Raw genomic sequence first — 25,113 nt, 5'->3', positions numbered from 1 at the left:
CCGGCCGCCGTCGCAGTCGTCGTCCGCGGGCGGAAGGAGCGCCCGGCGTCCGTCAGCGGCGGACGGGGTCGAGGAGTTCGACCGGGTGGCGCGTCCCCGGCGACAGGAGCGCGTCGAGTTGCTCCATGCAGGAGGTGCCGCTGGCGACGACCGTACGCTCGTCGGCCTCCGGCTCGAACTGCTCGGCGAGCGTCTCGCCGACGTCCATGCTCAGCTCGTAGTACTCCGACTTGTAGCCGAAGCTGCCGGCCATGCCGCAACACTCCACGTCGGAGGTCAACACGTCGTAGCCGAGCCGGTCGAGCACCGTCTCGGTGTACGTCTCCAGCCCGAGCGTCCGCTGCTGGCAGTGGCTGTGGTACGCGACGCCGTGCCCGTCGCCGGCCGGCAGCGCGTCGGCGTCCGCGCCGTTCTCCAGCAGCCCGAACACGTACTCCAGCACCTCGTAGCTCCCCTCGTCGAGGCGCTCCTGGGTCCCGGCGTCGAGCAGCTTCTCGTACTCCCGGCGGAACATCGCCAGGTCGCTCGGCTCGACGACGACCACGTCGTACCCCTCCTCAACGTACGGGAGCAGCGACGCCGCGGCGTCCTCGGCCTTCGACTCGGCCGTCGCGATCATCCCCTGCGACAGCGGTGCGCGGCCGGACCCGCCGACGTCGGGGACGACCACCTCACAGCCCAGCGCCTCCAGCACGCGGACGGCGGCCTTGCCGCGCTCGGTCTGGACGTAGTTCGTGTACACGTCCGGGTACAGCGCGACGCGCCGGTCGGGGTCCGCGACGCGGCTCTCGCGCTCCGCGGCCCAGTCCTTGAGCGTCGTGCGCTCGAACTCCGGCAGGTCGCGCCGGGCGTCGACGCCCAGTACCGACTCCATCGCCTTCCGGGCGATGCCGGTCGAGGCGACGGCGTTGGAGAGGGGGGCCGTCGCGCTCCCGAGTTTGGCGACGGTCTCGAAGTTCCCGAAGAACCGCTTGCGCAGCGGCGTGCCGCTCTCCTCCTCGTCGGGCACGAGCCCGTCGACGAGCAGGTCGTCGAACCCCGGGTCCTTCCCGCGGTTGATGCGGTCGCGGACGACCGTGTTGATCCACGGGATGTCGATCTTCACCGGACAGGCGTTCACGCAGCGCGAACAGCCGGTACAGAGGTCGTTGAACTCCTCGGCGACGTCGTTGCCCTCGATCCCGGCCTCCCAACCGGTGGCGATGCCGCCCGTGTACGTCTCGCCGCCGAAGGCGTGGCCGCCGACCGACTGGAAGTTCGCACAGGAGTTCGCACACGCGCCACACCGGATGCAGTACAGCGTCTCCCGGAGGTCTTCGTCCTGGCGCATCGCCCGCCGGCCGTTGTCGATGAGCACGAGGTGGAAGTCCCGCTCCCCGTCTCCGCCCCCGAAGCCGGGCTCGTCCGGCCGGTCGAAGTCGACCGTCGGCGTGTCGACCGGCGGCGTCAGCAGCGACAGGTACTGGGGGATCTCCTGCCCGGTGGCCGACCGCGAGATGAGCTCCGCGAACGGCTCCAGTTCGGCGACCGAGGGGATGATCTTCTCGATCCCCGCGACGGCGACGTGCGTGTCGGGGATCGACGCGCACTTGCGGGCGTTCCCCTCGTTGGTCACGAGCGCGATGGACCCGCTCTCGGCCATGACGAAGTTCGCGCCCGTGATGCCGACCTCCGCGTCGTCGATGCGCTCGCCGAGGAACTCCCGGGCGAACGCGGTCAGCTTCTGGGCGGAGTCGAGCGGTTCGTCGGGGTCGAACTCCCGCTCGAACAACTCCGTTATCTCCTCGCGGGACTTGTGCAGCGAGGGGCCGACGATGTGGGACGGCGACTCCTCGGCGACCTGGACGACGAACTCCCCGAGGTCGGTCTCCCAGACCTCCAGCCCGCCGTCCTCGAGGGCCTCGTTGAGGTCTATCTCCTCGGTCGTCATCGACTTCGATTTCACGACTGAGCCGGCGTCCTTCGCCTCCGCCACCTCGGCGATGTACCGGTTCGCGTCGGCGGCGTCGTCCGCGACGTACACCGTCCCGCCGTTTGCCTCGACGGCGTTTCGCGTTTGATGGATGAGCTCCGGGAGGCGCTCGATGGCGTCCTCCTTTATCTCCCGCGCCCGGGTCCGGTTCCGCTCGTGGACGTCCTCCCCGACGTCCTTCACGGCGTCGTACCGCCCGGCGTTGAACAGCCGGGTGTTCTCCTTTATCTCGTCGCCCTCCGATGCCAGCAGCGTGCGGATGCGGTCGGCATCCGGTCGTTGTGAGTCACTCATTGTCCCTGACGATGACGATGTGAACCGCTTCGGGGCCGTGGACGCCCTGCACGAGCGCGCCCATGTCCCCGGTCGAACTCGGCCCGGTCGCGAGGACGAACGACCGCCGGCCGGCCTCGAACTCGGCCCGGAGCCAGTCGAAGGCGTCCGCGAGGTCCGCCCTGATGTCGCTCGCCTTGATCACGGCCACGTGCTGTGACGGGTACAGCCCGACGACCTCGTCGCCCTCGGCCCGCGACTCGACGGCGACCGTGCCGAGCGACGCGATCCCCATGCGCGACCCCGTCACGCCCGACGCCGCCGCCCGCAACTGGGCGGGGGACGGGTCGAGCGTTACCGGCGCGTCCGCGAGGGAGAGGTCGTCGAAGGGGAGTTCCGCGCCGACTGCGGGCGTCTCGACCACGTCCTCGAGCGCCGCCCCCAGTTCGTCGGGGGCGACGACCGTCGACGGCGTGTCGAGGTCCGACAGCGACTGCCGGAACTCCGCGACCGGATCGGTGGCCGCTCGTCCCTCAGACATCGTTCCTCCGGAGTCGTTCGTCGGTCGCGGTGTGACCGGTCGGCGGGCGACGGTTCGCCCCGGCCGAGTGCGGCGGCGCCGTCATGGTGGGGTGGGGAATGGTCACTCCCCTCCCGTGACCGTGACGACCGGCCGCTCCGTGTTCAGGAGGATCGACTGCGTGACGCTGCCGAACAGCGCCTTCCCGGCGGGCGACCGCGACCGCCCGCCGAGGACGAGGTAGCGGGCGTCGACCTCGTCGGCGTACCCGACGACGGACTTGCTCGGGTTCCCGACCCGGCCGACGACCTCGTGGTCCCCGATGACCTCGTCGAGCCCCGCGGTCGCCTCGGCCGCGGCCGTCGCCTCGATGGAGCCGGAGTCCGTCTCCCGCGTGCTGGACTCCTTCTCGACCCGGCGTGTGTACTCGGTCTCCTCGATGACGTGGACGAGGTGGAGCTCGTCGCCGTACGCCCTCGCGAGCTCGTCCGCCTGCGCCGCGACGTCTTTCGACCCGTCGGAGCCGCTGATGGCTGCCACGATAACCATATGCATTGGGGGTGTCCGTTCGAATATAAATGTTCTCCCTCCGGGGGTCGACGCCGGCGGTCAGTCGACGCCGATGACGCCCTTGACGGCGTCGGGCTCGGCGGCCCGGTCGAACGCCTCGCCGATCCGGTCGAGCGGGGCCTCGAAGTCCACGAGCCCCGCGGCGTCGACGGCGCCGCGTTCGAGCAGGGAGACGGCGGTCGGATACGTGTTCGCGAAGCGGTAGCTCCCGCGGACGTCGTGTTGCCCCCGGACCAGTTCGAACGTGTCGACCGGCACCTCGGCGTCGGGCGCGAGGCCGACCAGCACCGCGGTGCCGCCGGCCCGCGGCACGTCGAGTGTCGCCTCGATGGCGGGCGGCGCGCCGGTCGCCTCGATGGCGACGTCGGCCCCCGCGCCGAACGCCTCGCGGACCGCCGCGGCCGGCTCCGTCTCGCGGCTGTCGACCGCGAGGTCGGCCCCCCGCTCGACGGCCCGGTCGAGCTTCGACTCGACCGCGTCGACCACCGCGACGTCCGTCGCGCCGGCCGCCCGCGCCGCGTCGGCCGCGAGCAGCCCTATCGGCCCCGCGCCCATGACCAGCACCGCGTCGCCAACGCCGACCTCCCCGCGGCGGACGGCGTGGATGCCGACGCTCAGCGGCTCGCACAGTGCGCCCTCCCGGGTCGACACCGCGTCGGGGAGGGCGTACACGTACTCCGCCGGCCAGGCGACGTACTCCCGGAACGCGCCGTCCGTGCCGGGCGTCGCCATGAACGACACGTCCGGGCAGAGGTTGTACGCGCCGCGGCGGCAGTGTTCGCACTCCCCGCAGGGGACTCCGGGTTCGACGGTGACCGCGTCGCCGACGGCGAGGCCGTCGACGGCCGCCCCCGTCTCGACGACGGTGCCCGCGCTCTCATGGCCCAGCACCAGTGGCTCGTCGACGACGCGGTCGCCCATGCGGCCGTGCTCGTACCAGTGCACGTCCGAGCCACAGATGCCCACGTCGCTCACCTCGACGAGCACCTCCGACTCGCCCGGCGTCGGGCGCTCCCGCTCGCGCAGTTCGAACTCCTTCGCACCGACGAGTTCGGCCGCCCTCACGCTGCCCACCCCGGCCGCGCCCGCCTCCGGTCGTCGCTTCGATCCGACCGCCCGTCGCCGGCGGGCCGGTCCTCTGGCTGCCGTCGCTCTCCCGAACGCTTCGGTCCCTCGTTCATCGTCGTGGCACACTCGTCGGGGCCGGGTATTATGCTTTGGGACCCGCCGACCTCACAGCGACGGGCCGACGCGGTTTATCGCGAACGCCGTCAGCCCGTGGCCCTCGCTCGCCGTCCGGCCGCCCGCGGCGACGCGCGAAAGCTCCGCCAGCAGTTCGTCGGGGCCGTCGGCGCGGGCGTCGAGGTCGATGTCGCCCCCGAGCGCCTCCGCCGTCGTCCCGTCGCCGGTCACCTTCACGACCGGGACGACCGGGTGGCCCGTCGTGATCCCGTCGGCGGTGACGTGGACGACGACGGACGCGCCGGCCGCCGCGAGCGCCGTCGCGGCCTCCTCGAAGCGCGAGGGGGAGTCGACCAGCGCCAGCCCCTCCTCGACGGTCGCCCGCCCGCCGTACGGCACGAACTCGTCGACCGCGCTGTGCCCCCACGTCCCGACCACCTCGTCGAACTCGGCGGCCGCGGCGCGGCGGGCGATCCGCTCGGCGTTGCCCGGTCGCCCGGCGTCGCGGTCGCCGGCCGCCCGCATCGCCTCGGCGACCTCCCCGTGCGCCGCACGTCCGGCGGCCGCGTCCCGGTGCGGTGCGAGCCGCTCGGTCCCGGCGACGACGACGCGCGCGCCGGCGTCGACCAGCGCGTCGACGGCCTCGCCCACGACCGGGTCCGCGACGTCGCGGGTCGTCGGGTCCAGGTCCGAACTCACGACGCCGACGGTCAGGTCCGCGAGCGCCGCCTCCGTCCGGTCCGCCGCGGCCGCCGCGTCGGCCAGTTCCTCGGTCGCCTCGACGCCGGCGTCGAGCGCCGCGTCGGTGCCGCCGGCGTCCTGGATGGCCGTCTCGCGGACCGGCACGCCGTGCTCGCCGACTCGCTCGGCGAACGGCCCGCTCTGGAGGTGCTCACAGCCCAGTCCGACGACGGTCGCCCCCGCGACGTTCGGGTTGCGGGCCAGGTTCAGCAGCGTCCGCTCGGTCTGTGCGTGGTCGGCCCCGACCTGCCCGCAGCCGTGGTCGTGCGGGGCGCAGACGGCGCGGTCGCTCGCCTCGGCGACCCGCTCGGCGACGATGTGCGAGCAGATCACCGACGGGACGACCAGCACGCGGTTCCGCACGCCGAGGCCGCCGTCGTCGCGCCGGTAGGCGTCGAACCGCTCGCCGAGGGGCGCGGCCGCCTCTCGCCCGGTGGGTGCCGACATCAGGCCACCTCCCCGTCCTCCGCGGCGCGGTCGCCCCGCCCGCGCGTGCTCTCGCAGTTGTGCGTGTGGACCCACTCGCCGGGGGCGATCGGCTCGACCGCCTCCCCGATCGTCTCGCCGTACTTCACGACGGCGTCGCCCGGTTCCAGAGGCACCAGCGCGATCTTGTGGCCGAACGGGACGGCCTCCGCGACTTCGACCGTCTCGCCGTCGTACGGCAGTTCCGCGCCGGCCTCCAGGTCGTCGATGGCCGTCACGACGTTGTCCGCGTCCGCCATGTGCAGGCCGACGTCGCCGAGGACGGTGCCTTTCATGCGTCCCCCCGCAGTTCCGCCAGTTCGTTCGGCTGCAACTCGTTGACCGCGAACTCCTCCAGCCGGCGCTGCTCGGCGGCGGTCCGCTCGCCGCTGGCGACGCGCAGCAGGGTGTCGTACACGCGGTCGCCGACCGACTCGACCGGCTCGCCGTCGATGACGGTGCTGGCGTCCACGTCCATGTTCGACGCCAGCCGGTCCGCGGTCTTCGGGTTCCCCGTCACCTTGATCACCGGCGCGAGCGGGTTCCCCGTCGTCGACCCGCGGCCGGTCGTGAAGGCGACGACCTGCGCCCCGCCGGCCACCTTGCCGACGACGCTCTCGATGTCGTACCCCGGCGTGTCCATCAGCACCAGCCCGCCGCCGACCGGGAGGCGCTCGGCGTAGTCGACGATCCCGCGGATCGGCGTCGTCCCGCCCTTGGAGATGGCTCCGAGGCTCTTCTCCTCTATCGTCGTCAACCCGCCCTCCTGGTTGCCGGGGCTGGGCTGTGCGCCCCGCAGGTCGACGCCCATCAGCTCCGCCATCGACTCCCGGCGCTCGACGCGGTTTAGGAGCCGCTCGCGGACCTCCGCGTCGGCACAGCGCTCCGCGAGGATGTGTTCGGCGCCGATGAACTCCGGCGTCTCGGAGAACGTGGCCGTGCCGCCGTCTTCCACCAGCCGGTCGCAGGCCGCGCCGACGGCGGGGTTGGCCGCGATCCCGCTGGTCGCGTCCGAGCCGCCACACTCGACGCCGAACACGAGTTCGCTCGCGTCGCACTCCTCCCGGCGGGCGTCCGCGATCCCCTCCCAGCACTCCTTGGCCAGGTCGACGCCCGCGTCGAGCGCCGCCTCGGTCCCGCCGGCCTCGCGGATCGAGAGCGTCTCGACGCGGCGGCCGGCCGCCGCGATCCCGTCGGCGATCGACTCGGCGTCGACGGACTCGGGACCGAGGCCGACGACGACCGCCGCGCCGACGTTGGGGTTTCGCCCCACGCCCGTCAGCGTCCGCTCTATCTGCTCGCGCGCGCCGGCCGGCGGGTCGATCCCCATCTGGTGGGGCGTCGCCCGGACGTGCTCCCCGGCGCGGTCCGCGACCGCTTTGGCGACCGCGGACGCGGCGACCGACGTGGGTATCACTGCGACGTAGTTCCGGACCCCGGCGGGGCCGCTGTCCCGCGGGTAGCCCTCGAACGTTGGCATGGGCGACTCTCCACGTCGCCGGGGGAAAAGCGTTTCCGTCGCCGCAACGTCCCGTCCGCGTCGGTTTCGGGGGCCGAACGGCTAGGCGGTCGGACGACGGCGGCGGTCACGACGACCGCCGCGAAAACGGGCGCGACCGGAACCCGATTACCCGGTCAGGCGCCCAGCAGTTCGGTCGCCGGGTACGTGACGATCTCCGGGACGAGGATGGTGAGCAGCAACACCAGGAGGATCGGCACGTAGTAGGGCAACACGGCCTTCATCGCCTCCTCCAAGCTCGCGTCGGTCACCTTCTCCAGCACGAAGAGGATGACCCCGAACGGCGGCGTCAGCAGGCCCAGCATCAGCGTCAGGATCATCACGATGCCGAAGTGGAGCGGGTCGATCCCCGCGATGTCGAGGATCGGCATGAAGATCGGGACGAGGATGGTGATCGCCGCGATCGTCTCCATGAACGTCCCGACCACCAGCAGGAGCCCGACGAGCAGGAAGATCACGACCGTCGGGTCGCTGGAGAAGTTCGTGATCGACTCCGCCATCAGGATCGGAAGCTGGAGCTGGAGCGCGACCAGCCCGTACAGCGACGCGACGCCGACGATGAACGTCAGCGAGAACGTCTCGACCATCCCGTACTGGAGCTCCTCGAACAGCCCCCGCAGCGAGAGTTCGTTGTAGACGAACATCCCGAGGAGGACGGTGTAGACGACGGCGATCGCGCCCGCCTCGGTCGCGGTGAACGTCCCGGTGAGGATCCCGCCGATGATGAGGATCGGGGCAAGCAAGGGGAACACCGCTTCCTTCAAGCACCGCCACGCCTCCCCGAGGTCGAAGGAGTCCTCCGTCTCGTAGCCGCGCAGGTGGACGAACAGGAAGACGAGCGCCATCAGGAACACGCCGATGAGGATCCCCGGGAGGATCCCCCCGAGGAACAGCTGGCCGATCGACTCCTCGGCCAGCACGGCGTAGATGATGATCGGCACGCTCGGCGGGATGATCGGCCCGATGATCGCCGAGGAGCCGGTGACGCCCAGCGAGATGTCCTTGTCGTACCCCTGGTCGCGCATCGCGGTGTACTCGACGCGGCCCAGTCCCGCGGCGTCGGCGACGGCGAGGCCGGACATGCCCGAGAAGATCATGCTGGCGACGATGTTGACGTGGGCGATGCCGCCGCGGAACTGCCCGACGAAGGCGTTCGCCAGGGCGAAGATCCGCTGTGTCATCCCGATGCGGTTCATCAGCCGTCCCAACAGGAGGTAAAACGGGATCGCAAGCAGCGTGAAGCTGTTGAGCCCGTACAGCAACTGCTGGGCGATCAGGCCGTAGTTGAGGCCGCGCCCGTACGGCGAGACCATCATCAGGACGCAGGTCGCGCCCATGGCGATCCCGACCGGGACGCCGAGCGCGTACAGCACCAGCAGCGTCCCGAGGAACAGGGTCCCGATGATGAGCAGTTCACTCATCGGCCATCCCCTCCTCGATCTGGCCGCTGGCGGTGTCCGCCGTCCGCATCGCCAGGAGTTCGCGGGCCAGCCCCACCAAGTCGATCACCGCGTAGATGAGCATCAGCCCGATGCCGATCCCGATCCCGAGGTAGAGGTGGCCCGACGTGACGAAGCCGATCCCGCCGATCGACGTCGCCCAGTCGTCGACGGTCGTGATGATCGTCCCCTCCAGGGCGATCCAGAGGAAGCCGATGACGATCAGCTTCCCGACCACCTGAACCAGGTAGCCGAGCCACGGTTTCCAGTTCGTGAGCCGTTCGAGCAGGAACCGGATCGCGATGTGTTCGTTGTTCCGGACGGCGACGGCGGCACCCAGGTAGGTCGCGATGATGAGCACGAACCGCGCCGCCGGTTCGGTCCAGTGCAGGAAGCCGAACGTGGGGAGGTTCAACAGCCGAATGAAGACCTGGAGCGTGGTCAAAACGATCGTGATCGTAAACAGCGCCGTCGCGCTGTACAGGACGACCCTATCGAAAAGCCGGTCGCGCTTCAGGTCGAGTGATTGGTCGATTTCCATTGTAAATGAAACGGTGGGTGTCTCGGGTGGTTACCTTTACGACTGCCGCCGGCTCACATGTTCTGGACGGTTTCCCAGTCGAACGCCCACGTGTTCTCGAACAGCTGTTCGACCGCCGGTGCCGCCTGCTCCTGGAACGCCTCGACGTCCACGTCCTCGACTATCTCCATGCCCTCGTCGGCGAGGCCCTGGATGAGTTCCTCCTCGCGGGACTGGGACTGCTCCGCCGCGGAGGACGTCGCCGACTGGCCGACCTCCATGATCATGTCCTGGTAGGTCTCGTCGAGGCCCTGGTAGAACGTGTCGTTGATGTAGATGTTCCCGTTGGCGATCAGGTGCTCCGTGAGGCTCAGGTGGCTCTGGACCTCGTAGAGGTTGAACGAGCTGATCTGCTCCGCGCCGCCCTCGGAGGCGTCCGCGGTCCCCTGTTCGAGCGCGCTGTACAGCTCGTCCAGCGCGACCGGCGTTGGTGACGCGCCCACTTCCTCCCAGATGGCCACCCACGGGTCCAGCTCCGGCAGGCGGAGGTTGAGCCCGTCGACGTCGCTCGGCCCCTGGATCGGCGTGTTGGATGTGAAGTTCCGCGCGCCGCGGTAGATCTGCTGGCCGATCGGGCGCTGGTCGCCGTTCTCGACGAGTGCGTCGTGGGCCTCCTGCATCTCGTCGCTCTCCAGCACCGACAGCAACTGGTCGTAGCCCGAGAGGACGAACGGGCACCCGAAGAACCAGTACTCCGGCGCGAACTGGAAGTACGGGAAGCTGCCCGCGGAGTGGGCCTCGACGCCGCCCTGCGCGACGACCTCGCCGATCTCGTCCTCGGAGCCGTACGACCCGCCGGGGCTGATCTCGACGGAGACGTCGCCGTCGGACTCCGACTCGATCTCCTCCTTGAACGTCTCCGCGGCCTGCACGAGGATGTGGCCGGGTTCGAAGGTGCTTGCGATCGTCATCTCGACGCCGTCGCCCCCGCCGCCCCCGCCGAGGTCGCCGAGCATCGAGCAGCCGGCCGTCGCCGCGATCGCGCCTGTACCGAGTCCCTTGACTAACGAGCGTCTACTGACCCGCGGATTCCCATCTGACATGGTTCATCATACTGGTTCAGCGTTAATGATAAAAAACTTTCCCCTGGGGCGAATGTCTCCGCCCGCGACACCGGTATCGGGTCGTTCGCTGGTCTACGCGCGGTTCTCGTGATACCGCCAGGCGTCGGAGGTCCAGCCGCCGTCGGCGCGAAGCACCTCGCCGGTGACGTACGTGTCGCCCCGCGCGAGGAAGCCGACGCAGTTCGCCATCTCCTGGACGGTGCCGTACCGGGCCATCGGCGTGCGCCGGCGGATGTCGTCGTCGGTGTAGCCCGCCGACCCCTGGGTCTGGTCCGTGATGTCCGTCTTGATGAAGCCGGGGGCCAGCGCGTTCACGGTGACGTCCTCCGTCGCCCACTCGACGGCGAGCGTCCGGGTGAGGTTGATGACGCCGGCCTTCGCCGCGCAGTACGGCGCTCGCATGTGAAAGCCCATCTCGCCCATCATCGACGCGACGTTGACGATCGACCCGCCGTCGGGCTGGGACAGCATCTGTCGTCCCGCGGCCTGGCAGCCGATGAACACGCCGGTCAGGTCGACGTCTATCACCCGCCGCCAGTCGTCGAGGTCGATCTCCTCGGCCGGGCCGAGCGTCGTCATGCCCGCGTTGTTCACCATCACGTCCAGCGACCCGTAGCGGTCGACGGTCGCCTCGACCATCGCCGCCACGTCGTCCTCGTCGCTCACGTCGGCCTGCACGGCGACGGCCTCGCCGCCGTCGTCCCTGATCTCGTCGACGACCGCCTCCGCCCGGTCCTCGGAGGAGCGGTAGTTGACCACCACCGACGCGCCCCGCTCTGCGAGTTCGGTCGCGATCCCGCTGCCGATGCCTCTCGATGCGCCCGTGACGATAGCCGCCTCTCCCTCGAACGTGTCGCTCATGCGTGGTCCGTCAAGGGCTCGCACGGCGCGGTATTTCTATCTTCCCCTGTCCCCGCGGTACGCCTCCACGCTACCCTAAGTCGTCGGGTATCGTCGGGCGACCCGGCAGCAATCCGCCCAAAAGAAAGGTATTTATTCGTGGTTCTAATTCGTGACTCTATGGTCGACCTAGCGGTAGTCCTACCGCCGCAACCGGACGATCGATGGAAGCTCGCCAAGCAGATGGGCGTGGACAGCGCCGTGGTGCACACGCTCGAGATCGGCGACGACAAGACCGACTGGAGCTATCACGACCTGCTGCATCTGAAGAACTGGTACGAGGACGCGGGCCTCGAAATCAGCGTCATCGAGGGGAGCGTCCCCCTGACGGACCGCGTCAGGCTCGGGCTCGACGGCCGCGACGAGGACATCGCCGAGTTCAAGCAGTTCCTCCGGGACTGCGGCCGCCTCGACATCCCCGTGGTCTGTTACGACTGGATGGTCGGCATCCGGTGGGCGCGGACCGAGGCCCACGTCGAGGACCGCGGCGGGTCGCTCGTGACCGCCTACTCCGACGACCGGATGCACCGGAACGGGGGCGAACAGGCCATCGACGCGACCCGGGAGCAGATCTGGGAGGCCCTGGAGTACTTCCTGCAGGAGGTCACCCCCGTCGCGGAGGAGGCCGGCGTGAAACTCGGCCTCCACCCCGACGACCCGCCCCGCGAGTCGCTGGGTGGCGTGCCCCGGATCGTCAACAGCCCCGAGGCGTACCAGCGCGTGCTCGACGCCTACGACAGCGAGCACAACGGCATCACGTTCTGCCAGGGCAACTTCGCGGCGATGGGCGTCGACGTGCCGGCGACGATCCGCCGGTTCGGCGACCGGATCAACTTCGTCCACTTCCGCGACGTGGACGGCGACGCCGACGACTTCGTCGAGACGTGGCACGACGACGGCCCGACGGACATGCTCGCGGCGATGGAGGCCTACCAGGACGCCGTCGACGACGACGTGGTGATGCGGCCCGACCACGTCCCGACGATGGTCGGCGAGGACAACTCGAACCCCGGCTACCACACCAAGGGACGCCTCTTTGCGGTCGGATACATGCGCGGCCTGCTCGAACAGACCGCGTAGCGCGGCAGCGACTACGCCGGTTCCACGGACTCACTTCTTGAGTCGAACCTCCCCGTCCAGCGCCGACCAGCGCACTCGCCGGAAGTCCATAATGATTGTTCGGGTCGTTTCTAGTCCATTATTGTTGGACGGCTTTAGAAAGTGATATTGTGGGGGAGTACGTGATATATACGCATGGGCGGGAATCCGGGAAACGATCCGAACCGAATCGGGGCGGTCGAGAACCTCTTCGAGGTGGTCGAGGGGATGAAGGAACTCGGCGGCTGTGGGGTCCGCGAACTGGCCGACCACATGGACCTGCCGAAGAGCACGGTCCACGTCTACCTCAAGTCGCTGGAGGACGCCGGGTACGTCGTGCGGCGGGACGGCGAGTACCGGCTCGGACTCCGGTTCCTGCAGGTCGGCGGCCGGGTCCGGCACGACAACGGTCTCTACCAGGTCGGCCGTACCGAGATCGATGAACTGGCCCAGAAGACGGGTGAGGTCGCGACCATCGGCTGTGAGGAGTGTGGCTACCGGGTGATGCTGTACCGGACGGAGCCGATGGGTGCCATCTTCAACAACGCGCCGACCGGCGAGTACACCCGGATGCACTGGACCGCGCTCGGCAAGGCGATGCTGTCCCAGCAGTCCGACGAGCGGATCACCGAGATCGTCGACGAGCACGGCCTCCCGCGGGCGACGGAACACACCATCGTCGACCGCGACGCGCTCCAGGCGGAGATAGAGACCGTCCGGGAGCAGGGGTACGCCACCGAGGACGAGGAACGCGTCAACGGCGTCAAGTCGGTCGCCGTGCCGGTCAGCAGCGAGGGGGTGACCGCCGACGCCGCCATCTCCGTCGCCGGGCCGAAACACGACTTCGACGAGGACCGCATCGAAAACGAGTTCGTCCCGGAGCTACAGAACACGGCGAACGTGATCGAACTCAAGACGAAACACTACTGAACCGGCCGCTCACGCGGTCGATCCGCCGTCGACGTGGACCACCTCGCCGGTCAGGTACTCCGACCGGTCGGCCGCGAGAAACGCCGCGAGGGCGCTGATGTCCTCCGGCGTCCCGAGGCGGCCGGACGGGATCCCCTCCGCCCGCTCCTCGACCCACGACGGGTCCCGCTCCCTCACGGCCTCGTTCATCGACGTCTTCGTCGTCCCCGGCGCGATACCGACCACCGACACCCCGTCCGGCCCGTAATCGACCGCTAGCTGTCGGATCGCGGCGTCGAGGCCGCCCTTGCTCGCACAGTACGCCGGCAGTTCGGGGACGCCGACCGACCCCGCCTCGGACGAGACGTGGATCAGCGTCCCTTCCGTCTCCATCAGCGAGGGGAGGACGTGTTTGCTGACGCGCAACGCGCCGAGGAGGTTCACGTCCACGACCCGCGTCAGGTCCGCCTCGTCGGCCTCGTGGAGTCGCCCGCGGGCGATCGTCCCCGCGCTGTTGACGGCCACGTCGACCGGGCCCAGTGCGTCTTCGGCCGTCGACACGGCCTCCGCGACGCTCTCGTCGTCCTGAACGTCGCACTCGACTGCGATCGAATCGGTCGGCAGCGACGCGACGAGGGCTTCCAGGTCCCCGGCTGACCGGGCCAGCGCCGCAACCTTTGCCCCGCGCTCGGCGTACTCCTCTGCGATCGCCTTCCCTATCCCGCGGCTCGCTCCGACGACGAGTGCCGTCTTGTCGTGCAGGTCTTCCGACATCGGCTGTCCGTGCGTCCCCCGACGGAATAATTCCTCGGGTGGCGTCGGCGTCGGGCCGCCTGCGACTGCGTCCAACAGTAGTGAACGGCGGACGGCGGAACGACGCGCGATTGCGCTCGTGCGGGCCGTCGCCGGTGACTGCCCTCCCGGCCAGCGTCGGAGGCGGCGTGTTGATACCCTCGTGACTCCGACGGAGCGGTCGCCCCGACGGATACGTTTATGACTCGGCCGGACGATGCTTCCCGTATGGATTCCGAGGACGCGGAGCGCGCGGCGAGCCACCTGTCGGTGCCGGAGGAGACGATACTCGAAGCGTGCGGCGACCCCGCCCTGCCGGAGATGGGCGTCGTCGAACAGGTGTGGGAGACGGACCCGATCCCGCCTGAGGAGACGGCGGAGGCGGCGGGCCGGGCGGTTCGCGACCTGTCGTTCGAGGGCGTCCCCGACGGCGGCGAAGTCGCGCTCGGCGTCGGGAGCCGCGGTATCGCGAACCTGGCCACCATCGTCTCGGGCGTCGTCGACGCCGTCTCGGCGGCCGGCTACGAACCCTTCGTCTTTCCCGCGATGGGCAGCCACGGCGGTGCGACCGGCGAGGGGCAACGGGAGATGCTGAACGAACTCGGCGTGACCGAGGACGCCATCGGCTGTGAGATCCAGTCGAGCATGGACGTCGTGGAGGTCGGCCGGACCCCGGACCGCGACGTCCCGGTCGTCGCCGACGCCAACGCCGCCGCCGCGGACGCCATCGTCCCGATCAACCGCGTCAAGCCCCACACGGACTTCGACGGGGCCGTCGAGAGCGGCCTCTCGAAGATGCTCGTCATCGGGATGGGGAAGCAACGCGGCGCGAAGATCGCCCACGAGTGGGCCGTCGACTGGTCGTTCCGCCGGATGATCCCCGAGATCACCGACCAGTTGCTCGACTCGCTCCCGGTCGTCGGCGGCGTCGCCATCGTCGAGGACCAGCACGACGACACCGCCGTCGTCGAGGGCGTCCCGCCCAGCGGGTTCCTCGACCGCGAGGCGGAACTGCTGGAGGACGCGTACGACCGCATGCCGACGCTCCCGTTCGACGAACTCGACGTCGTCGTCTTCGACCGGCAGGGCAAGGACATCAGCGGGCAGGGCATCGACACGAACGTCATCGGGCGGCGGCCGTTCGCGATCAACGAGCCTGCACCGGAGTCGCCCGACATCAAACGCATCTACACCCGCGGGCTGACCGAGACGACCCACGGCAACGCGATGGGCGTCGGCTCCGCCGACGTGATCCACGAGTCCATCGCCGCCGAACTCGACGCGCCGACCACGCTGATCAACGCGCTCACGGCGAGTACGATCCGGGGCGTGCGGCTCCCGCCGGTCGTCGAGACGGACCGCGCCGGCCTCGTCGCCGCGCTTTCGACGATAGGCGTCGTCGACCCGGACACCGTCCGGGTGCTTCGCGCGGCCGACACGATGCACCTCCACCGGCTCTACGCCTCGGCCGCGCTGGTCGAGGCCGCCCGCGACCGGGACGACCTGCGCGTCGTCGAGGAGCCGTCGCCGATCGAGTTCGACGACGGGCAGTTCGCCGCGCCGCCGCTGCTCGATTAGGCCGACGGCGCGGGACCGCCGTGGACGCCGGCGTCGGCGCGGTTCCGTCACGCGAATCCGTCGCCGAAACGTCCCTGAACGGCGGTTTCCGGTCCGGATACCGAAGTATTCGGCCCGCCGAACGTTGTATTACACCCATAGCGTTGTAAGATAGGGGCCGATCGGTGGACAAGATAGTTGGACACTCCGGGGGTGAGAACCCGTCGATCCCCGGCGGGGAAAGGAATTTGTGGCCGCTCGTCCAGCATCAGGACGCGCATGAGCACCATCGACGTACTGGTCCTTCGAGCGGGGACCCACGGGATGCCGGCGGCGGACTACGCGGCCGAACTCCGTGAGCGACTCCCGGACCACCGGATCGAGGTAGCGAGGACGCCACAGGAGGAGCGGTCGCTCGCGGCCGAAGCCAGGGTCATCACCTCGACCCACTTCGACGCGGACCTGCTCGACGACGCGCCGAACCTGGATCTGTTCGCCGGCGTCGCGGCGGGGTACGACCACCTGCCGCTCGACGCGCTGGCCGGGCACGGGGCCGCCGTGACGAACGCCTCGGGGATCCACGCGCCGAACATCGCCGAGCAGGTGCTCGGTTACGTCCTCATGGACGCCCGACGGCTTGAAGAGGCCAAACGGCGACAGGAGCGCCGCGAGTGGCGACACTACCGGGCCCGCGAGATCAAGGGGAGCACCGTCACCATCGTCGGCCTCGGGGCGATCGGTAAAGCCGTCGCGGACCGGGTCGCCGCCTTCGACGCCCACACGGTCGGCGTCCGGTACACGCCCGAGAAGGGCGGCCCGACCGACCGGGTGATCGGGTTCGACGACGCCGACTTCCACGACGCGCTGGCCGACACCGACTACTTGGTCGTCGCCGCGCCGCTGACGGAGACAACCCGCGGCCTCGTCGGCGAGGCGGAGTTCGAGACGCTGCCGCCGGACGCGTACCTCGTCAACGTCGGCCGCGGGCCGATCGTCGACACGGACGCGCTCCTGACGGCCCTCCGGAAGAACGCCATCGGCGGCGCGGGGCTGGACGTCACGGACCCCGAACCGCTCCCCCACGACCACCCCCTCTGGCGGTTCGAGAACGTGACCATCACGCCCCACAACGCCGGACACAGCCCGGCCCACTGGGACCGCCTCGCGGACATCGTCGCCGGGAACGTCCGGCGACTCGACGACGGTGCGGAGCCGTCCGACCTGGAGAACCTGGTCAGGTCGCCGGAGTGAATCGCGTTCGTGGCGGCCAACAGAACTATCGAAAAACTGGTGAGTGTTGGAACTAGTTCGGTTCCGAACGTGTGGTCGCAGCCAAGGTGTCGGGCCGCGGAGACTGAACGCCGGAACCGCGCCCGCTGCAGAAATCGACCTGAATATGCTGCTAAGCGCCCCAATGCCAGGAAACGAGGCAGCGAAACCGCGGTTCGCTGCCCGCAGTTCTCATTCCGTCCTCAAAGGCGGTCGAAGCGTGGTCCGTCGTAATCAGCATGAACTGGGCCTGTACCACCGTAAATGAGGAAATTCCCGCTCCACGGGACCGTGTCGCGACTACGGACCGGAGTCACCCCTTCGAGGCGTAGTAACGTGATTTGATAATACAGTTCGACCGTACAGGTCCGTCGGCTGTGGGTTCCCCGCGAACGGAGCGTTCGGCGTCGTGGGGAGCGGCGACGGACCGCCGACCGCCGCCGGTCGCGCCGTGCCGCGTTATCGCCTTATTCGTACGTGTGGACGCTCCCGGTGGTGTTGTCCTCGATGTAGTCCCAGTCGTACTCGACGCCGAGGCCGGGGCCGTCGGGCACTTCGACCGTCCCGTCGTCGTCGACGGCGTCCATCATGTCGGAGTAGCCGCCCTCGTACACCGGCGGCTGGGTGTTCTGGCAGTGGGGGTGGACCAGCGCCATCTCGTAGTAGTTGGAGTTGCGGCAGGCCGCGATGCAGTGGCGCTGCGCGGGGCCGGGTGCGTGGAACTCCACGTCCAGGCCGTAGGCCTCCGCCATGTGTGCGACCTTCATCGCGCCGGTGATGCCGGCGTCGTACTCGGGGTCGGCCCGCAGGAAGTCGGTGGCCTCGTTGGCCGCGAAGTCCGACTTGATCTCAAGCCCGCGGACGTGCTCGGTCTGGAGGATAGGGGTGTCGAGCTTCCGCGCCAGTTTCCGGTGGGCGTGCTGGGAGATGCCGCCGTCGCGGAACGGGTCCTCGTACCAGAAGAAGTCCTGCTCGTCGAGCGCGCGGCCGAGTTCGAGCGCGTCCGCGAACGTCTCCAGTTCGCAGGCCGGGTCGTGCATCAGGTCCATCTCGTCGCCGACGCGCTCGCCGACGGCGTGGACGGCGTCCACCTCGCGGGTGAGGTCGCGGGACTCGTCGCCGCCGCCCCATCCGTGGATCTTGAACCCGCCGAACCCCTCGTCGCGGCAGTCCTCGGCGAAGTCGGCGAACGCTTCCGGCGAGTCGAGGCCGCCGACCTCGTCGCCGTGGTACGTCGAGGCGTACGCCGGGATGCGCTCGCGGTAGGTGCCCAGCAGTTCGTGGATCGGCGCGGCGTAGTACTTGCCCGCGAAGTCCCACAGCGCGATGTCCATCGGGCCGATCCCCATCCGGTCGTACTTCCGGAGCGCGCGCTTTATCTCCGACCAGTGTTTCTCGCGCTTGAGCGGGTTCTTGCCGATCAGGTACTTCGCGATGATGTTGTACTGGGCCGCCGCGGGCGAGTTCCCGCCCACGTACTCGCCGGTGATCCCCTCGTCGGTGTGGACCTTCACGCCGAACAGCTTTCGGTACGTCGTCTCCCCGGGCTCGTACACCAGGTTGAAGCCGTGTTCGTCCGTCCCCACGTCCTCCAGGGGGTACTCGAACTCGCGGCTCTCTATCTTCGTTATCGTCGGTGCCATGCCGCCCACTTCCGCCGAGCGACTAATAAAGCTATCCACCCGCTTCGGCGGGGCCGCGGACCGCCCGGCCGCCGGCTCACTCGCCGTCGAGCGCGCCGATGCGGCGGATACCGTGCTCGCCGAGGCGGAACGAGCAGCCGATGTGGGGCGGCTCGATGACCCGCGGATACTCGAACGAGGCGGCGTGTTCGTGGAGCACCTTCGGATCCGCGCCGACGCCCTGCCACATGTCGTGGTGGGAGGGGACGAGCCGGTCCAGTTCGAGCTGGTTGGCCGCCTCGATGATCTGGTTTTCGTCCATGTACCACCGCGTGCGCTCGCCGTGGCCGAGGTCGTACTTGTATATCTCGCCGACGGAGCCGAACGCGAGCGCGCCCACGTCGAGGTCGAACTCCGCGGCGACGTCGGCGAACGCGTCGGCCGGCCGGCTGTCGCCGCCGTGGAAGAACGTCCCGGCGTCGTGCTCGACGACGTAGCTCACCGGCTCGATGGCGTCCGGGTCGTTCGCGCCGCGGACGTGGACGGTGAAGTCGCCGACCTCGAAGTCGTCACCCGCGGCGACGGTGTTGCGCCGCTCGCCGGGCGCGTCGAGGCCGCCCTCGTAGTCCGGGGACTCGTAGGAGGCGGCGGGCGCGTACAGGTCCGCGCCGCAGTCGTTTACGAGCGGGCCGTACGACGGCGGGTGCATGTGGTCGATGTGCTCGTGGGTGACGAGCACGCCGTCGCAGTCGGTGGCGTCGGCCGGGTCCATCGGCACCGGGATCATCCGGACGATGTTCGGCGGGTCGCCGTTCCCGAAGTACGGGTCGACGTACAGCGTCGTCGACGCCGACCGGAGGACGAAGCCGTTACAGCCCAGATACCAGACGGTCACGCCGTCGCCGGGGTCGGTCGCTTCGACTTCCTCGTCGACGAACCAGTCGCCCCAGTTTGAACGTATCATGTCGCGGCGGTTCGTCGGGACGGACCAAAAACGTTGATGCCGCGGAGCGGCTGGCTCGCGACGGCGCGCCGGCCGTTCGTCCCGTCGCTCAGTCCAGTTCGACGGTTTCGCCCGACTCGGAGGCCTCGTACACCGCCTTTATCGCCTCGATGTCGACCAGCCCGTGCTCGCCGTCGGGGTAGGGCTCCTCGCCGGCCAGCAGGCAGTGGGAGAAGTACTCGAACTCCTCCTCCATCTGGTCGGCCCCCTCGAAGTCCACGTCGAACGTCGTCCCGCCCCGGGAGACGGTGAGCGCGCGGTCGTCCCACGGGTAGAACGCGGGTTCGACCCGGACGCGGCCCTCGGTCCCGATGACGGAGATGTGGCTCGCCATGTAGGCGTTCTGGCTGGCGGTACACACCGCGTACACGTGGCCCGGGAAGTCCAGCTGGAACGCGCCGTGCTCGTCGGGCACGTCCGCGAACTCCTCCTGGACCGACGCCACCGTCCCGCGGACGCGCTCGGGGTCCTCGCCGAGCAGGAACCGGCTCGTGTTCAGCGGGTAAAGGCCGATGTCCATGACCGCACAGCCGCCGGATAGCTCGCCGTCGAGCCGCCACTGGTCGGGGTCGGGCACCAGGTCGAGGATCGGCTCGGTCATGTTCCCGTTGACGAATATCGGGTCGCCGATGACCCCCTCGTCGATCATGTCCTTCGCGCGCCGCACCGCGGGTTCGGTGTGCATCCGGTAGGCGATCATCAGCGTCGCGTCGTGCTCGTCGCAGACCTCGACCATCCGCTCGGCGCGCTCGATGGTCGCCTCCATCGGCTTCTCACAGAGGATCGCCTTGTCGAGTTCGGCGGCCGTCTCGACGAACGGGAGGTGGAGCGCGTTCGGCGTGACGACGTAGACGGCGTCGTAGGCGTCGCTCGCCGCGCCGTCGTGGAACTCGTCGTAGGTGATCGCGTGCTCGACGGTCGGCGACTCCTCGGCGACGTCGGCGGCCTTCTCGCGGTCGCCGCTGACCAGCACCGTCGTCTCGCAGAGGTCGGCGTTCGCGACGGCCGGCATCGCCTGCTCGCGGGTCCACCAGCCGACGCCGACCATGGCGAACCGGACCGGGTCGTCCGTCTCGGTGATCTCCTGCCAGTCCCGTCGGTCGAAGTCGTCGGCGAGTGCCTCTAGCTCCATGCGCCGATCCTCTCGGGCGGCCGTAATATGCGTTGCGTTACCGGGGGACGGGCACGGCCGGCCGTCGGGTCAGGCGGGCTGCTGTTCGGTCTCCTCGACGCCGGACCGGCCGCTGACCATCCGCGAGACGACTTCGTCGCGCGTGACGGTGTCGGCGTCGAGCACGCCCGCGTCGTGGCCCTGGTGGAGCACCTTGATCCGGTCGGCGACGCGCTGGAGGTACTCCAGGTTGTGCGAGATGAGCAACACGGAGATGCCGCGGTCGCGCATACGCTCGATGAGCTCCAGCACGCGGTCGGCGCCCTCCACGGAGAGCGCGCTCGTCGGCTCGTCCATGATGACGATGTCGGGGTCGGAGAGCAGCATTCGCGACACCGCGACGAGCTGGCGCTGGCCGCCGGAGAGCCCGCCGACGGTCTGGTCGGGGGAGACGTCGATGTTCAGGTCCTCCAGGAGTTCGCCGGCCCGTTCGCGCATCGCCGACTTGTTCAGCAGGCCGAACACGCGGTCCGGGCCGATCATCTTCTCGCGGCCGAGGAAGATGTTCTGTGCGACGGTGAGGTTCGGCGCGAGCGCCAGGTCCTGAAACGTCGTCTCGATCCCGTGGTCTTTCGCCGCCCGGGGGCTGTCGATGGTGACCTCCTCGCCGCGGATACGGATCGTGCCGCTCGTGGGCTCGTGGGCACCCGCGAGGCACTTGATGAGCGTCGACTTGCCCGCGCCGTTGTCGCCGACGAGGCCCAGCACCTCCCCGTCACGGAGGGTGAGGTCCACGCCGTCGAGCGCGATTATTTCGCCGAACTGCTTGTGGATGTCCCGCATCTCCACGGCCGTGCCGTCAGTTGACATGGGCGTACGGTTCGTACGGACCGAGTAAACCCTTACGGTCGTCCGACTTTCGCCGCCGTAACCCGAATATATATGAACGATTGGTTAACATGGGTGACCATGGCAACGGAGTCTACGTCGACCCCTAACTCGATCTCCGACTACATCTCGGTACAGACGCTCGGCCGATACGGGCCGGTACTCGGCCTCGTCGGCCTGTACCTGTTTTTCGCGCTCAACACGGCGAACTTCTTCACGTACCCGAACCAGTTGAACCTCCTCCGGCAGGTGTCCATCATCGGCATCCTCGCCATCGGGAGCACGTTCGTCATCCTCTGTGCGGAGATCGACCTGAGCATCGCGGAGATGATGGAGTTCACCGGGCTGCTCATCGCCTCGCTCGCAACCGGCGGGCTGCTCTCAAGTGCGGTCCCGATCCCGGTCGCGATACTCGCCGCCTTCGCCGCGGCGATCGTCCTCGGCGGCCTCTCCGGCTTCGTGACGAGCCGGTTCGGCGTTCCGTCGTTCATGACGACGCTGGCGATGTTGTTCCTGGCCGACGGGTTCGGACAGATTGTCTCATCGAACCGCCCGATCATCGGCCTCCCCGACGCGCTGCTGTGGCTCGGGAGCGGTAGCACCTTCGGCTTCCCGAACATCGTGATCGCCTTCTTCGTCCTGCTCGCGCTGTCGCAGTTCGTCCTCTCGTACACGCGGTTCGGACTCTACCTCTACGCGGTCGGCGGCGACGCGGACGCCGCCGAACTGATGGGGATCAACGTGAAGATGGTCCGGATGGGCGTGCTGGTGCTGTCGGCCACGTTCACCGTCATCGCCGGGATCGTGATGATGGGCCGCATCGGGAGCGCGACGCCGAACATGGGGTCGAACCTCCTGTTGCCGCCGATCGCCGCGGTCATCCTCGGCGGCACCGACCTGTTCGGCGGCAAGGGGAACATGATCGGGACGCTCATCGGCGTGCTCATCCTCGGCTCGCTGTCGAACGGGCTCAACCTGATGGGCGTCGACCCCGCGGGGCAACTCGTCGCCCAGGGCGTCGTGCTGATGGTCGCGGTCCTCGCAAACGTCCTCGGAGACGACTGACCGCCGTCCCTCTGACGGACCCGGATGGTCTTCCGACATAATTATAAAAGATCCACGTAAACTACTGTTCGCATGCCATCCCACACCAGCAGGCGGGCTGTGTTGAAAGGAGCCACGACGGCGGGCGTCGTCGGCGTTGCGGGCTGTCTCAACCTCGGCAGCGGCGGCGACAGCGACGCCGAGAATCAGACGGCGCTCTCCGTGCCGACCCTCGAGTTCACGTTCTTCGCCCGGATGCAGAACGCCTTCGAGGCCGTCACCGACGAGCGCGACGACCTCGGCGGCTCGTTCTACGACGCCGGGAACTCGCAGGAACAGCAGGTGTCCGACCTCGAAACGCCGATCTCGCAGGGGGTCGACTTCATCATGGTCGCGCCGATCACCGCGGAGGGGATCAGTCCGGTCGTCCAGCAGGCCAACGACGCCGACATCCCGATCGTCACCATCGACCGGAACATCTCCGAGGGCGACATCGCGACCTACGTCGCCTCCGACAACGTGGCGCTCGGCCGGCGTTCGATGGAGCTCTGTCGCGGGTTCATGACGGACCTGGCGGACAAGGACCAGTACAACGTCGTCGAACTCCAGGGTACCCAGGGGGCCAGCACCACTAACGACCGGGCCGAAGGCGGGTCCAACGCCGTCGACTCCGCGGACGACCTGAACCTTCTCGACAGCCAGGGCGCGGACTTCTCGACGGAGGAGGCCGTGAGCGTGATGGAGGACTTCATCACCAGCCACGGCGACGACATCGACGGCGTGTACGCGCACAACGACCTGATGGCGCTCGGCGCACATCAGGCGGTCCAGAGCGCGGACGTCGGCGACATCGCGATCACGGGGATCGACGGGAGCGAGGCCTGGGTCCAGGAGATACAGGACGTCGACCACTACGGCACCCTCGCGCAGTTGCCCGAGGAGATGGTCCGGAAGAGCGTCGACTACGGGCTGCAGGCCGCCGACGGCGAGGACCTGGACGACTACTACCAGATAGAGGGGCTCGAGGTCACGTCCGAGAACGCGGGCCAGTACCTCGACGACTACTTCTAACCGTCCCTCCGCTACCCGTATCGTTCCCGAAAACCGCGAAAAACGGCCGGCAGCGGACGCTACTTCAGTAGTTGTCGTACACCGTCTTGCTGATGGTGTAGAAGTCGAGCCCCGCGTCGCCCTGCTCGCGGTACGTCTCGCTGGAGGACGCCTTCATCCCGCCGAAGGGGACGTGCAGTTCCAGCCCGGTCGTCTTCTCGTTGACCTTCACGACGCCGGCCTCAGCCTCGTCGAGGAAGCGGTTGGCCTCGGTGTGGTCGTCCGTGACGATGCTGGCCGAGAGGCCGTAGTCGACGCCGTTCGACACGTCGATTGCCTCCTCGTAGCCGCTCACCGGGATGACCGACAGCAGGGGGCCGAACACTTCCTCCTGTGCGATCCTGTAGTCCGGCTCCACGTCGGAGAACACGGCCGGCTCCACGAAGTAGCCCTCGCGGTCGAGCGCCGCGCCGCCGGTTTCGAGGGTCGCGCCCTCGTCCTGGCCGACCTCGACGTAGTCGAGCGTGCTCTCAAGTTCGGACTCGCTGACGTGGGGCCCCATGTCCGACTCATCGAGGCCGTGGCCGGGCTCGATGGCCTCGGCGCGCTCGACGACCGCCTCGACGAACTCGTCGTACACGTCCTCGTAGACGATGGCGCGGGAGCAGGCGGTACAGGCCTGCCCGGTGACGCCGAAGGCGCCCGACGCGACGATGTCGGCGGCCTCCTCGACGTCCGCGCTGTCGGAGACGATCGTCGGGTTCTTGCCGCCCATCTCCAGCTGGACGCGCTTGCCGTCGTCGGTCGCGGTGTCGTACACGCCGTTGCCGACCGCCGTGCTGCCGGTGAAGGAGACCGCGTCGACGTCAGAGTGGCTGGCGATGGCGTCGCCGACCTCGCTCCCGGGGCCGGTGACGACGTTGAGGACGCCGTCGGGCAGCCCCGCCTCGTCGAGCGCCGTGGCCATCTCGTGGACCACGCCGGGCGCGAGCGTCGCGGGCTTGATGACCGCCGCGTTGCCGGCCGCCAGCGCGGGGGCGATCTTCCAGGCCGGGATGGCGATGGGGTAGTTCCACGGCGTGATCAGGCCCGCGACGCCCAGCGGCTCGTTTTTCGTGTAGAGGTTGGTGTTCCGGGCGCTGGAGCTTTTCACCGTGCCGCCCAGGTCGCTGGCCTTCGCGCCGTAGTAGTCGAAGATGTCGATGGCGCGCTGGACCTCGCCGCCGGCCTCGGCGCGCGTCTTGCCCTCCTCGCGGACGAGGAGTTCCGTCAGTTCGTCCTTGCGGTCGGCCAGCAGCGCGCTCGTCCGGGAGAGGATCCGGCCGCGCTCGGGACCGGGCGTCGACCCCCACTCCTCGCTGGCGGCGACGGCGGCCGCGACGGCCGCGTCGGTGTCCTCGGCGTCGGACTGCGGGTACGTCGCGACGACCTCGTCCGGGTTCGCCGGGTCGTACGTCTCGAACGTCTCGCCGCTCTCCGCGTCGGTCCACTCGCCGTCCACGTAGTTCGCGTACTCCGTTGGCATACACGGACGTTGTGCGCGTT

At 69.1% G+C, this 25,113-nt stretch carries 23 protein-coding genes; 6 read left to right on the top strand and 17 right to left on the bottom strand.

Annotated features, from left to right (window positions below; all coding sequences use genetic code 11):
- Window positions 1–52: 52 nt before the first annotated feature.
- The 11 genes from EYW40_RS13440 to EYW40_RS13390 form a co-directional block, all read right to left on the bottom strand.
- Window positions 53–2,266 (bottom strand): LUD domain-containing protein, encoded by a 2,214-nt coding sequence (locus EYW40_RS13440; RefSeq protein ID WP_135822169.1) that lies wholly within the window; start codon window positions 2,264–2,266, stop codon window positions 53–55.
- Window positions 2,259–2,786, bottom strand: a complete 528-nt coding sequence (locus tag EYW40_RS13435; RefSeq protein ID WP_135822168.1) for an LUD domain-containing protein — start codon at window positions 2,784–2,786, stop codon at window positions 2,259–2,261. Before EYW40_RS13435 ends, EYW40_RS13440 begins: the two co-directional genes overlap by 8 nt.
- Before the next feature lie 102 nt (window positions 2,787–2,888).
- Window positions 2,889–3,314, bottom strand: coding sequence for a universal stress protein (locus EYW40_RS13430; RefSeq protein WP_135822167.1), 426 nt, complete (start codon window positions 3,312–3,314; stop codon window positions 2,889–2,891).
- Window positions 3,315–3,374: 60 nt separating this feature from the next.
- Entirely contained in the window at window positions 3,375–4,400 is a 1,026-nt protein-coding gene (locus EYW40_RS13425) for an NAD(P)-dependent alcohol dehydrogenase (RefSeq protein ID WP_135822166.1), read from the bottom strand.
- A 168-nt stretch (window positions 4,401–4,568) separates the two neighbouring features.
- Complete coding sequence (locus EYW40_RS13420; RefSeq protein ID WP_135822165.1) at window positions 4,569–5,705, bottom strand: UxaA family hydrolase; 1,137 nt, start codon at window positions 5,703–5,705, stop codon at window positions 4,569–4,571.
- Window positions 5,705–6,019 carry a UxaA family hydrolase gene (locus tag EYW40_RS13415; RefSeq protein WP_135822164.1) on the bottom strand — a complete coding sequence of 105 codons (315 nt, stop codon included), beginning with the start codon at window positions 6,017–6,019 and terminating at the stop codon, window positions 5,705–5,707. Before EYW40_RS13415 ends, EYW40_RS13420 begins: the two co-directional genes overlap by 1 nt.
- Window positions 6,016–7,203, bottom strand: a complete 1,188-nt coding sequence (locus tag EYW40_RS13410; protein ID WP_135822163.1) for a UxaA family hydrolase — start codon at window positions 7,201–7,203, stop codon at window positions 6,016–6,018. The genes EYW40_RS13415 and EYW40_RS13410 overlap by 4 nt, the downstream gene beginning before the upstream one ends.
- Before the next feature lie 155 nt (window positions 7,204–7,358).
- Complete coding sequence (locus tag EYW40_RS13405) at window positions 7,359–8,663, bottom strand: TRAP transporter large permease (RefSeq protein WP_135822162.1); 1,305 nt, start codon at window positions 8,661–8,663, stop codon at window positions 7,359–7,361.
- Window positions 8,656–9,222: a TRAP transporter small permease gene (locus EYW40_RS13400; protein WP_135822161.1), complete on the bottom strand. Its 567-nt coding sequence runs from the start codon at window positions 9,220–9,222 to the stop codon at window positions 8,656–8,658. The genes EYW40_RS13405 and EYW40_RS13400 overlap by 8 nt, the downstream gene beginning before the upstream one ends.
- Before the next feature lie 53 nt (window positions 9,223–9,275).
- Complete coding sequence (locus EYW40_RS13395) at window positions 9,276–10,304, bottom strand: TRAP transporter substrate-binding protein (protein WP_237560612.1); 1,029 nt, start codon at window positions 10,302–10,304, stop codon at window positions 9,276–9,278.
- A 93-nt stretch (window positions 10,305–10,397) separates the two neighbouring features.
- A complete protein-coding gene (locus tag EYW40_RS13390; protein WP_135822160.1) occupies window positions 10,398–11,186 on the bottom strand; it encodes an SDR family NAD(P)-dependent oxidoreductase in 789 nt (262 codons plus the stop codon).
- Between the two features lie 159 nt (window positions 11,187–11,345).
- Here EYW40_RS13390 and EYW40_RS13385 point away from each other — a divergent pair, with 159 nt between their 5' ends.
- Together EYW40_RS13385 and EYW40_RS13380 are read left to right on the top strand one after the other, a co-directional pair.
- Complete coding sequence (locus EYW40_RS13385) at window positions 11,346–12,305, top strand: mannonate dehydratase (RefSeq protein WP_135822159.1); 960 nt, start codon at window positions 11,346–11,348, stop codon at window positions 12,303–12,305.
- 174 nt (window positions 12,306–12,479) lie between these two features.
- A complete protein-coding gene (locus EYW40_RS13380; RefSeq protein WP_135822158.1) occupies window positions 12,480–13,253 on the top strand; it encodes an IclR family transcriptional regulator in 774 nt (257 codons plus the stop codon).
- A gap of 9 nt (window positions 13,254–13,262) precedes the next feature.
- Here EYW40_RS13380 and EYW40_RS13375 read toward each other — a convergent pair whose 3' ends face one another.
- On the bottom strand, window positions 13,263–14,006 hold the full coding sequence (locus EYW40_RS13375; protein ID WP_135822157.1) for an SDR family NAD(P)-dependent oxidoreductase: 744 nt from the start codon (window positions 14,004–14,006) through the stop codon (window positions 13,263–13,265).
- Between the two features lie 246 nt (window positions 14,007–14,252).
- On the opposite strand from EYW40_RS13375, the gene EYW40_RS13370 reads away from it, so the two are divergent.
- On the top strand, window positions 14,253–15,602 hold the full coding sequence (locus EYW40_RS13370) for a nickel pincer cofactor-dependent isomerase, group 22 (RefSeq protein ID WP_135822156.1): 1,350 nt from the start codon (window positions 14,253–14,255) through the stop codon (window positions 15,600–15,602).
- A gap of 258 nt (window positions 15,603–15,860) precedes the next feature.
- On the top strand, window positions 15,861–16,832 hold the full coding sequence (locus EYW40_RS13365) for a D-2-hydroxyacid dehydrogenase (RefSeq protein ID WP_135822155.1): 972 nt from the start codon (window positions 15,861–15,863) through the stop codon (window positions 16,830–16,832).
- A gap of 485 nt (window positions 16,833–17,317) precedes the next feature.
- On the opposite strand, the gene EYW40_RS13360 is transcribed toward EYW40_RS13365, so the two are convergent.
- From EYW40_RS13360 to EYW40_RS13345, 4 genes are all read right to left on the bottom strand, one after another.
- Window positions 17,318–18,493 (bottom strand): mandelate racemase family protein, encoded by a 1,176-nt coding sequence (locus tag EYW40_RS13360; protein WP_135822154.1) that lies wholly within the window; start codon window positions 18,491–18,493, stop codon window positions 17,318–17,320.
- Between the two features lie 76 nt (window positions 18,494–18,569).
- Complete coding sequence (locus EYW40_RS13355) at window positions 18,570–19,436, bottom strand: MBL fold metallo-hydrolase (protein WP_135822153.1); 867 nt, start codon at window positions 19,434–19,436, stop codon at window positions 18,570–18,572.
- Between the two features lie 88 nt (window positions 19,437–19,524).
- Entirely contained in the window at window positions 19,525–20,607 is a 1,083-nt protein-coding gene (gene gfo6, locus EYW40_RS13350) for a D-xylose 1-dehydrogenase Gfo6 (RefSeq protein ID WP_135822152.1), read from the bottom strand.
- A gap of 69 nt (window positions 20,608–20,676) precedes the next feature.
- On the bottom strand, window positions 20,677–21,456 hold the full coding sequence (locus EYW40_RS13345) for an ATP-binding cassette domain-containing protein (protein ID WP_135822151.1): 780 nt from the start codon (window positions 21,454–21,456) through the stop codon (window positions 20,677–20,679).
- 99 nt (window positions 21,457–21,555) lie between these two features.
- On the opposite strand from EYW40_RS13345, the gene EYW40_RS13340 reads away from it, so the two are divergent.
- Together EYW40_RS13340 and EYW40_RS13335 are read left to right on the top strand one after the other, a co-directional pair.
- The gene (locus tag EYW40_RS13340) at window positions 21,556–22,539 is read left to right on the top strand and encodes an ABC transporter permease (protein ID WP_161973214.1); all 984 of its coding nucleotides are present in this window, start codon (window positions 21,556–21,558) and stop codon (window positions 22,537–22,539) included.
- Between the two features lie 72 nt (window positions 22,540–22,611).
- On the top strand, window positions 22,612–23,589 hold the full coding sequence (locus EYW40_RS13335; protein ID WP_135822149.1) for a substrate-binding domain-containing protein: 978 nt from the start codon (window positions 22,612–22,614) through the stop codon (window positions 23,587–23,589).
- A gap of 64 nt (window positions 23,590–23,653) precedes the next feature.
- On the opposite strand, the gene xacF is transcribed toward EYW40_RS13335, so the two are convergent.
- On the bottom strand, window positions 23,654–25,093 hold the full coding sequence (gene xacF / locus EYW40_RS13330) for a 2,5-dioxovalerate dehydrogenase (protein ID WP_135822148.1): 1,440 nt from the start codon (window positions 25,091–25,093) through the stop codon (window positions 23,654–23,656).
- Window positions 25,094–25,113 lie beyond the last annotated feature (20 nt).

Source organism: Halostella litorea (genome assembly GCF_004785955.1).
In the GTDB taxonomy this organism is placed as follows: domain Archaea; phylum Halobacteriota; class Halobacteria; order Halobacteriales; family Natronoarchaeaceae; genus Halostella; species Halostella litorea.
The sequence above is the reverse complement of the archived record's forward strand: the minus strand, read 5'-3'. Positions and strand labels throughout refer to the sequence as shown.

Coding starts and splice junctions, on each gene's coding strand:
- EYW40_RS13415 (WP_135822164.1), bottom strand. CDS start 6,019: ATGAAAGGCACCGTCCTCGGCGACGTCGGCCTGCACATGGCGGACGCG.
- EYW40_RS13355 (WP_135822153.1), bottom strand. CDS start 19,436: ATGATACGTTCAAACTGGGGCGACTGGTTCGTCGACGAGGAAGTCGAA.
- EYW40_RS13370 (WP_135822156.1), top strand. CDS start 14,253: ATGGATTCCGAGGACGCGGAGCGCGCGGCGAGCCACCTGTCGGTGCCG.
- EYW40_RS13400 (WP_135822161.1), bottom strand. CDS start 9,222: ATGGAAATCGACCAATCACTCGACCTGAAGCGCGACCGGCTTTTCGAT.
- EYW40_RS13365 (WP_135822155.1), top strand. CDS start 15,861: ATGAGCACCATCGACGTACTGGTCCTTCGAGCGGGGACCCACGGGATG.
- EYW40_RS13385 (WP_135822159.1), top strand. CDS start 11,346: ATGGTCGACCTAGCGGTAGTCCTACCGCCGCAACCGGACGATCGATGG.
- EYW40_RS13395 (WP_237560612.1), bottom strand. CDS start 10,304: ATGTCAGATGGGAATCCGCGGGTCAGTAGACGCTCGTTAGTCAAGGGA.
- EYW40_RS13340 (WP_161973214.1), top strand. CDS start 21,556: ATGGCAACGGAGTCTACGTCGACCCCTAACTCGATCTCCGACTACATC.
- EYW40_RS13345 (WP_135822151.1), bottom strand. CDS start 21,456: ATGTCAACTGACGGCACGGCCGTGGAGATGCGGGACATCCACAAGCAG.
- EYW40_RS13360 (WP_135822154.1), bottom strand. CDS start 18,493: ATGGCACCGACGATAACGAAGATAGAGAGCCGCGAGTTCGAGTACCCC.
- EYW40_RS13375 (WP_135822157.1), bottom strand. CDS start 14,006: ATGTCGGAAGACCTGCACGACAAGACGGCACTCGTCGTCGGAGCGAGC.
- gfo6 (WP_135822152.1), bottom strand. CDS start 20,607: ATGGAGCTAGAGGCACTCGCCGACGACTTCGACCGACGGGACTGGCAG.
- EYW40_RS13430 (WP_135822167.1), bottom strand. CDS start 3,314: ATGGTTATCGTGGCAGCCATCAGCGGCTCCGACGGGTCGAAAGACGTC.
- xacF (WP_135822148.1), bottom strand. CDS start 25,093: ATGCCAACGGAGTACGCGAACTACGTGGACGGCGAGTGGACCGACGCG.
- EYW40_RS13420 (WP_135822165.1), bottom strand. CDS start 5,705: ATGTCGGCACCCACCGGGCGAGAGGCGGCCGCGCCCCTCGGCGAGCGG.
- EYW40_RS13380 (WP_135822158.1), top strand. CDS start 12,480: ATGGGCGGGAATCCGGGAAACGATCCGAACCGAATCGGGGCGGTCGAG.
- EYW40_RS13440 (WP_135822169.1), bottom strand. CDS start 2,266: ATGAGTGACTCACAACGACCGGATGCCGACCGCATCCGCACGCTGCTG.
- EYW40_RS13390 (WP_135822160.1), bottom strand. CDS start 11,186: ATGAGCGACACGTTCGAGGGAGAGGCGGCTATCGTCACGGGCGCATCG.
- EYW40_RS13410 (WP_135822163.1), bottom strand. CDS start 7,203: ATGCCAACGTTCGAGGGCTACCCGCGGGACAGCGGCCCCGCCGGGGTC.
- EYW40_RS13335 (WP_135822149.1), top strand. CDS start 22,612: ATGCCATCCCACACCAGCAGGCGGGCTGTGTTGAAAGGAGCCACGACG.
- EYW40_RS13435 (WP_135822168.1), bottom strand. CDS start 2,786: ATGTCTGAGGGACGAGCGGCCACCGATCCGGTCGCGGAGTTCCGGCAG.
- EYW40_RS13405 (WP_135822162.1), bottom strand. CDS start 8,663: ATGAGTGAACTGCTCATCATCGGGACCCTGTTCCTCGGGACGCTGCTG.